The sequence below is a fragment of the Cereibacter johrii genome (assembly GCF_001720585.1).
GTDB classification, from domain to species: Bacteria; Pseudomonadota; Alphaproteobacteria; order Rhodobacterales; family Rhodobacteraceae; genus Cereibacter_A; species Cereibacter_A johrii.
Genome location: NZ_MABH01000166.1, coordinates 42,222 through 49,472 on the forward strand (window position 1 = coordinate 42,222; position 7,251 = coordinate 49,472).

The 7,251-nt window shown below is 67.8% G+C and carries 5 protein-coding genes; 4 read left to right on the forward strand and 1 reads right to left on the reverse strand.

From position 1 onward, the window contains the following. The first annotated feature begins 9 nt into the window (after nucleotides 1-9). The 4 genes from A9O63_RS15900 (at nucleotide 10) to lpdA (ending at nucleotide 6,453) form a co-directional block, all read left to right on the forward strand. Entirely contained in the window at nucleotides 10-2,973 is a 2,964-nt protein-coding gene (locus A9O63_RS15900) for a 2-oxoglutarate dehydrogenase E1 component (RefSeq protein WP_069332815.1), read from the forward strand. 2 nt (nucleotides 2,974-2,975) lie between these two features. Beyond that, complete coding sequence (gene odhB / locus A9O63_RS15905) at nucleotides 2,976-4,499, forward strand: 2-oxoglutarate dehydrogenase complex dihydrolipoyllysine-residue succinyltransferase (protein WP_069332819.1); 1,524 nt, start codon at nucleotides 2,976-2,978, stop codon at nucleotides 4,497-4,499. Nucleotides 4,500-4,554: 55 nt separating this feature from the next. After that, on the forward strand, nucleotides 4,555-4,950 hold the full coding sequence (locus A9O63_RS15910; RefSeq protein ID WP_069332816.1) for an MAPEG family protein: 396 nt from the start codon (nucleotides 4,555-4,557) through the stop codon (nucleotides 4,948-4,950). A 114-nt stretch (nucleotides 4,951-5,064) separates the two neighbouring features. After that, nucleotides 5,065-6,453 (forward strand): dihydrolipoyl dehydrogenase, encoded by a 1,389-nt coding sequence (gene lpdA, locus A9O63_RS15915; RefSeq protein WP_069332817.1) that lies wholly within the window; start codon nucleotides 5,065-5,067, stop codon nucleotides 6,451-6,453. A gap of 209 nt (nucleotides 6,454-6,662) precedes the next feature. Here the strand turns inward: lpdA and A9O63_RS15920 are convergent. Next, nucleotides 6,663-7,251 (reverse strand): cobalamin-dependent protein (locus tag A9O63_RS15920; RefSeq protein WP_069332818.1); only part of this gene is annotated, 589 nt, incomplete at its 5' end.

The window sequence follows — 7,251 nt, forward strand, 5'->3', positions numbered from 1 at the left end:
GGTGCAGCCATGACGGAACAGTCTCCGAACGCGCAGTTCCATGCCTCGAGTTTCCTCCAGGGGCAGAATGCCGAGTATATTGACCAGTTGCAGGCACGTTATGCCGAAGACCCCGCCTCCGTCGATGCGGGCTGGGCGGAGTTGTTCCGTTCGCTGGGCGACAGCGAGCTCGACGCCAAGCGTCAGGCGCATGGCCCCTCCTGGTCCCGGACCGACTGGCCGCCGATGCCGGCGGACGACCTGACCGCCGCGCTGACCGGCGAATGGCCCGCCGCCCCTGCCAAGGAGGCGAAGGCTGCCGGGCAGAAGATCCAGGCCAAGGCCGCCGAACAGGGCGTGAGCCTCAGCGATGCCCAGGTTCAGCGCGCCGTGCTCGACTCGATCCGGGCGCTGATGATCATCCGGGCCTACCGGATCCGCGGCCACCTCGCCGCCGATCTCGATCCGCTCGGGCTGCGCAACACCACGAACCACCCCGAGCTCGACCCGAAGTCCTACGGCTTTACCGATGCCGACATGGACCGGCCGATCTTCATCGACAATGTGCTCGGTCTTCAGGTCGCTTCCATGCGGCAGATCGTGGATATCGTCAAGCGCACCTACTGCGGCACTTTTGCGCTGCAATACATGCATATTTCCGACCCCGAACAGGCGGCCTGGCTCAAGGAGCGCATCGAGGGCTACGGCAAGGAGATCCACTTCACCCGCGAGGGCCGGCGTGCGATCCTGAACAAGCTGGTCGAGGCCGAGGGCTTCGAGAAGTTCCTCCATGTCAAGTACATGGGCACCAAGCGCTTCGGTCTCGACGGCGGCGAGGCGCTCATCCCCGCCATGGAGCAGATCATCAAGCGCGGCGGCGCGCTCGGCGTGAAGGAGATCGTGGTGGGCATGCCGCACCGCGGCCGCCTCTCGGTGCTGGCCAACGTGATGGCCAAGCCCTACCGCGCCATCTTCAACGAATTCCAGGGCGGCAGCTTCAAGCCGGAAGAGGTCGACGGCTCGGGGGACGTGAAATATCACCTCGGCGCCTCCTCGGACCGTGACTTCGACGGCAACACCGTCCACCTGTCGCTGACCGCGAACCCCTCGCACCTCGAGGCGGTGAACCCGGTCGTGCTGGGCAAGGTCCGCGCCAAGCAGGAGCAGGCCGGCGACAAGACGCGCCACACGGTCCTGCCGATCCTGCTGCACGGCGACGCGGCCTTTGCGGGGCAGGGCGTCGTGGCCGAATGTTTCGGCCTGTCGGGCCTCGTCGGTCACCGCACCGGCGGCACGATCCATATCGTGGTGAACAACCAGATCGGCTTCACCACCGCGCCCTCCTTCTCGCGCTCCTCGCCCTATCCGACCGACATCGCGCTGATGGTGGAAGCGCCGATCTTCCATGTGAACGGCGACGATCCCGAGGCGGTGGTCCATGCCGCCAAGGTGGCGACCGAGTTCCGGCAGAAGTTCCACAAGGATGTCGTCATCGACATCTTCTGCTACCGCCGCTTCGGCCACAACGAGGGGGATGAACCGATGTTCACCAACCCCTCGATGTATACCTCGATCAAGAAGCACAAGACGACGCTCCAGCTCTACACCGAGCGTCTGGTGCGCGACGGGCTGATCCCCGAGGGCGAGATCGAGGACATGAAGGCCGCCTTCCAGGCCAAGCTCAACGAGGAGTTCGAGGCCGGCAAGGACTTCAAGCCCAACAAGGCCGACTGGCTGGACGGGCGCTGGAAGCACATCGACCGGCACGGCGACGAATATCAGCCGGGCCGCACCTCGATCTCGGCCGAGACGCTGCAGGAGATCGGTCAGGCGCTGACGCGCGTGCCCGAGGGCTTCGACCTGCACAAGACCGTCGGGCGCCAGCTCGAGGCCAAGAAGCAGATGTTCGAGACCGGCCGCGGCTTCGACTGGGCGACGGGCGAGGCTCTGGCCTTCGGCTCGTTCGTGGTCGAGGGCTATCCGGTGCGCCTCTCCGGGCAGGACTGCACCCGCGGCACCTTCAGCCAGCGGCATTCGGCCTTCATCAACCAGTCGACCGAGGAACGCTACTACCCGCTGAACAACATCCGGTCGGGTCAGGCGCGCTACGAGGTGATCGACTCGATGCTTTCGGAATATGCCGTGCTCGGGTTCGAATACGGCTATTCGCTGGCCGAGCCCAATGCGCTGGTGATGTGGGAAGCCCAGTTCGGCGATTTCGCCAACGGCGCCCAGATCATGTTCGACCAGTTCATCAACTCGGGCGAATCGAAGTGGCTGCGCATGTCGGGCCTCGTCGTCCTGCTGCCGCACGGCTTCGAGGGGCAGGGCCCCGAGCACTCCTCGGCCCGGCTCGAGCGGTTCCTCCAGATGTCGGCCAACGACAACTGGATCGTGGCCAACTGCTCGACGCCCGCGAACTACTTCCACATCCTGCGGCGGCAGATCCACCGGAACTTCCGCAAGCCGCTGATCCTGATGACGCCGAAGTCGCTTCTGCGCCACCCGCTCTGCATCTCGAACGCCGAGGATTTCACCACCGGCTCGGGCTTCCACCGGGTGCTGTGGGACGATGCGCAGAAGGGCCACTCCGAGACGGTGCTGAAGCCCGACGAGCAGATCCGCCGCGTCGTCATGTGCTCGGGCAAGGTCTACTACGACCTCTTGGCCGAACGCGACAAGCGGGGCATCGACGACATCTACCTGATGCGCCTCGAGCAGTTCTATCCCTTCCCGGCGCTGAGCCTCGTGAAGGAGCTGGGCCGCTTCAAGAATGCCGAGATCGTCTGGTGTCAGGAAGAGCCCAAGAACCAGGGCGGCTGGACCTTCGTCGAGCCGAACCTCGAATGGGTGCTGACGCGGATCGGCGCCAGCCACACGCGCGCCATCTATGCCGGCCGCCCGGCCTCGGCCTCGCCCGCCACGGGTCTCGCCAGCCGCCACAAGGCCGAGCAGGACGCGCTGGTGAATGACGCGCTGACGATCGGGAGCTGATGATGGGAACGGAAGTTAGGGTTCCGACGCTGGGAGAGAGCGTCTCCGAGGCGACGGTCGCCACCTGGTTCAAGAAGCCGGGCGACAGGGTCGCGGCCGACGAGATGCTCTGCGAGCTCGAGACCGACAAGGTGACCGTCGAGGTTCACGCGCCGGTCGCGGGCCGGCTGGTCGAGATCGTCGCCCCCGAGGGGACGACGGTTGCGGTCTCGGCGCTTCTGGCGCAGATCGGAGCAGCGGAGGCCGGCGACGAGCCGGCTCCGGAGAAGACTCATGCGGGCGCCGAGGCGAAGGCCGGCGCGGGAGAGAGCAAGATGATCGACGTGATGGTGCCTGCCCTTGGGGAATCGGTGTCCGAGGCGACCGTGTCCACCTGGTTCAAGAAGCCGGGCGATACGGTGGCGCAGGACGAGATGCTCTGCGAGCTCGAGACCGACAAGGTCTCGGTCGAGGTGCCGGCGCCCGCCGCGGGCGTGCTGGCCGAGATCCTCGTGACCGAGGGCACCACGGTGGCCGCGGGCTCGAAGCTCGCGCTGATCTCGTCCGACGGGCAGGGCGTGGCCGCCGCGCCGGAGGCCGAGACGCCGAAGAAGACCGAGGTCGCCCCCGCGCAGGAGCCCGCGCCGAAGAAGGATGTCGAGGATGCGCCCTCGGCCAGAAAGGCGATGGCCGAGGCCGGCCTGTCGCCCGATGCGGTGCAGGGCACCGGGCGCGATGGCCGGATCATGAAGGACGATGTGGCCCGTGCCGTCGCGGGCGCCTCGCAGGCGGCGGCCCCCGCGCCCCAGCCCGCGCTGCCGCGCCAGCCGGTCCCGGCCGACGATGCGGCGCGTGAGGAGCGGGTCAAGATGACCCGCCTGCGCCAGACCATCGCCCGCCGCCTGAAGGAGGCGCAGAACACCGCCGCCATGCTCACCACCTACAACGAGGTGGACATGTCGGGCGTCATGGGCCTGCGCAACGAATACAAGGATACGTTCGAGAAGAAGCACGGCACCAAGATGGGCTTCATGTCCTTCTTCGTGAAAGCCTGCTGCCATGCGCTGAAGGAAGTGCCCGAGGTCAATGCCGAGATCGACGGCACCGACATCGTCTACAAGAACTACGTCCACATGGGCGTGGCGGTGGGCACGCCCTCGGGCCTCGTGGTGCCGGTGGTGCGCGACGCCGACCAGATGGGCTTCGCCCAGATCGAGAAGAAGATCGCCGAACTCGGGCTGCGCGCCCGCGACGGCAAGCTCTCGATGGCCGAGATGCAGGGCGGCAGCTTCACCATCTCGAACGGCGGCGTCTACGGCTCGCTCATGTCCTCGCCGATCCTGACCCCGCCGCAGTCGGGGATCCTCGGCATGCACAAGATCCAGGAGCGGCCGGTGGTCGAGAAGGGCCAGATCGTCATCCGCCCGATGATGTATCTCGCGCTCAGCTACGACCACCGCATCGTCGATGGCAAGGGCGCGGTGACCTTCCTCGTCCGCGTCAAGGAGGCGCTCGAGGATCCGCGCCGCCTGCTGCTCGACCTCTGAACCGAAGTCAGGGCCCCGGGACCGTCCCGGGGCCCGCGCGCGTCCGGGGACCAAGATGACCGCCGAACTCACCGCCCTCTGTCTGGCAGGCCTCCTGCAGGCCCTGACCTTCCTGCCCTTCGCGCTCCTCGCCAACATGGAGCTCGGCTACAAATGGACGACCGGGCCGCGGGACGAGCCGCCGAACCAACCGCTCTCGACCGTGCCGGGCAGGCTTCAGCGCGCGCTTGGCAACCATTTCGAGGGTCTGATCCTCTTCACGCTTTCGGTGGTCGTTGTGACCCTCGGCGGCCAGTCCACCGGCTTCACGGCCGCCATGGCCTGGATCTACCTCGCCGCCCGCATCCTCTATGTCCCGGCCTATGTGCTCGGCTGGCGCCCCTGGCGCTCGGTCATCTGGGCCGCAGGCTTCGTAGCCACCGTGGCGATGCTCCTCGCCGCGCTCGTCTGACCCTTACCGCGCCCCTTCACTCTGTCCAAATATCCTCGGGGGGCACGGGGGGCAGACAGCCCCCCGCCTCTCCGTCCGCGGACCCGCAGGGCGCCTCGCAACCCGGAGGCCATCATGGCAACTTTCGACGTCATCATCATCGGCGCGGGCCCCGGCGGCTATGTCTCCGCCATCCGCTGCGCCCAGCTCGGGCTGAAGACCGCCGTGGTCGAGGGCCGCGACACGCTGGGCGGCACCTGCCTCAACGTGGGCTGCATCCCCTCGAAGGCGCTGCTGCACGCGACCCACAATCTGCATGAAGTCCACGAGAATTTCGAGAAGATGGGCCTGATGGGCGCCCATCCGACCGTCGACTGGTCGAAGATGCAGGGCTACAAACAGGAGGTCGTCGACGGCAACACCAAGGGCATCGAGTTCCTCTTCAAGAAGAACAAGATCACCTGGCTCAAGGGCTGGGGCTCGATCCCCGAGCCGGGCAAGGTGAAGGTGGGCGAGGAGATCCACAAGGCGAAATCCATCGTGATCGCCACCGGCTCCGAGCCCGCGAGCCTGCCGGGCGTCGAGGCCGACGAGAAGGTGATCGTGACCTCGACCGGCGCCCTCAGCCTCGGCAGGATCCCCGAGACCATGGTGGTGATCGGCGCGGGCGTCATCGGCCTCGAGCTCGGCTCGGTCTATGCCCGGCTCGGCACCAAGGTGACGGTCGTCGAATATATGGAGGCGATCCTGCCCGGCATGGATGCCGAGGTGGTCAAGACCACCCAGCGCATCCTCGCCAGGCAGGGGCTGAGCTTCGTCCTGGGCGCGGCCGTCAAGGGCGCGACCGTGGCGGACGGACAGGCAACCGTCCCCTGGGCCGCCAAGAAGGACGGCAAGGAAACCAGCCTCACCGTCGACACGGTGCTGGTGGCGACGGGCCGCAAACCCTTCACCGAAGGTCTCGGGCTCGAGGCTCTGGGCGTCGAGATGCTGCCGCGGGGCGTCGTGAAGATCGACGATCATTTCCGCACCAGCGTGCCGGGGATCTATGCCATCGGCGACTGCGTGCCGGGCATGATGCTCGCCCACAAGGCCGAGGACGAGGGCGTGGCGCTGGCCGAGATCCTCGCCGGCAAGCACGGCCATGTGAATTACGGCGTGATCCCGGGCGTGATCTACACCACGCCCGAGGTGGCGAGCGTCGGGCGCACCGAGGAGTCGCTGAAGGAAGAGGGCCGCGCCTACAAGGTCGGCAAGTTCCCCTTCATGGGCAATGCCCGCGCCAAGGCGGTCTTCCAGGCCGAGGGCTTCGTGAAGATGATCGCGGACAAGGAGACCGACCGGATCCTCGGCTGCCACATCATCGGCCCGGCGGCGGGCGACCTGATCCACGAGGTCTGCGTGGCGATGGAATTCGGCGCCTCGGCGCAGGATCTGGCCATGACCTGCCACGCCCACCCGACCTGGTCCGAGGCGGTGCGCGAGGCGGCGCTGGCCTGCGGCGACGGCGCGATCCACGCCTGATCCCCTTTGCACGGGGGCGACAGGGACCGGTCCTGCGGCCGGTCCCTTCGCTTTTCGGGGCTTCCGCCGCCCGCGCTCAAGGCTGCTCATCAAACGGAGACGCCTGGCCCCGGGGGCCAGGCGTCACGCCCTTCGCCTCGCCCCGCGCCCATGGGCGCGGCGCTCAGGGTCCCGGCCGATCGGCCAAGAGAGCCGGGACGCGAGGGATCCTATTCCGCGGCGAGGGCGGGGCGATCCACCAGCCCCACGATATCCATCATGATCCGGTTCAGCTCGAAATCCTTGGGCGTATAGACCGCGGCCACCCCCGATGCCCGCAGCTCGGCGGCATCCTCCTCGGGGATGATGCCGCCCACGATCAGCGGCACGTCGAGCCCCGCGCGCCGCATCTCGGCCAGCACCTCGGTCACGAGCGGCATGTGCGAGCCCGACAGGATCGAGAGGCCCAGCACATGGGCGCGCTCGTCGGCGGCCTTGGCCACGATCTCGGCCGGCGTGAGTCGGATCCCGTCGTAGGTGATGTCCATGCCGCAGTCGCGGGCGCGGGCGGCGATCTGCTCGGCGCCGTTGGAATGGCCGTCGAGGCCGGGCTTGCCCACGACGAACTTCAACGGCCGCCCGAGCCGAGCCGAGACCGCCTGCACCGCCTCGCGGATCGGATCGAGCCCGTCGGTGCGGTTCGAGGGCGCGCGCGCCACCCCGGTCGGGCCACGGAACTCGCCGAAGGCGCGGCGCAGCTCGGCCGCCCATTCGCCGGTCGTGGCCCCGGCCTTGGCCGCCGCGATCGAGGCCGGCATC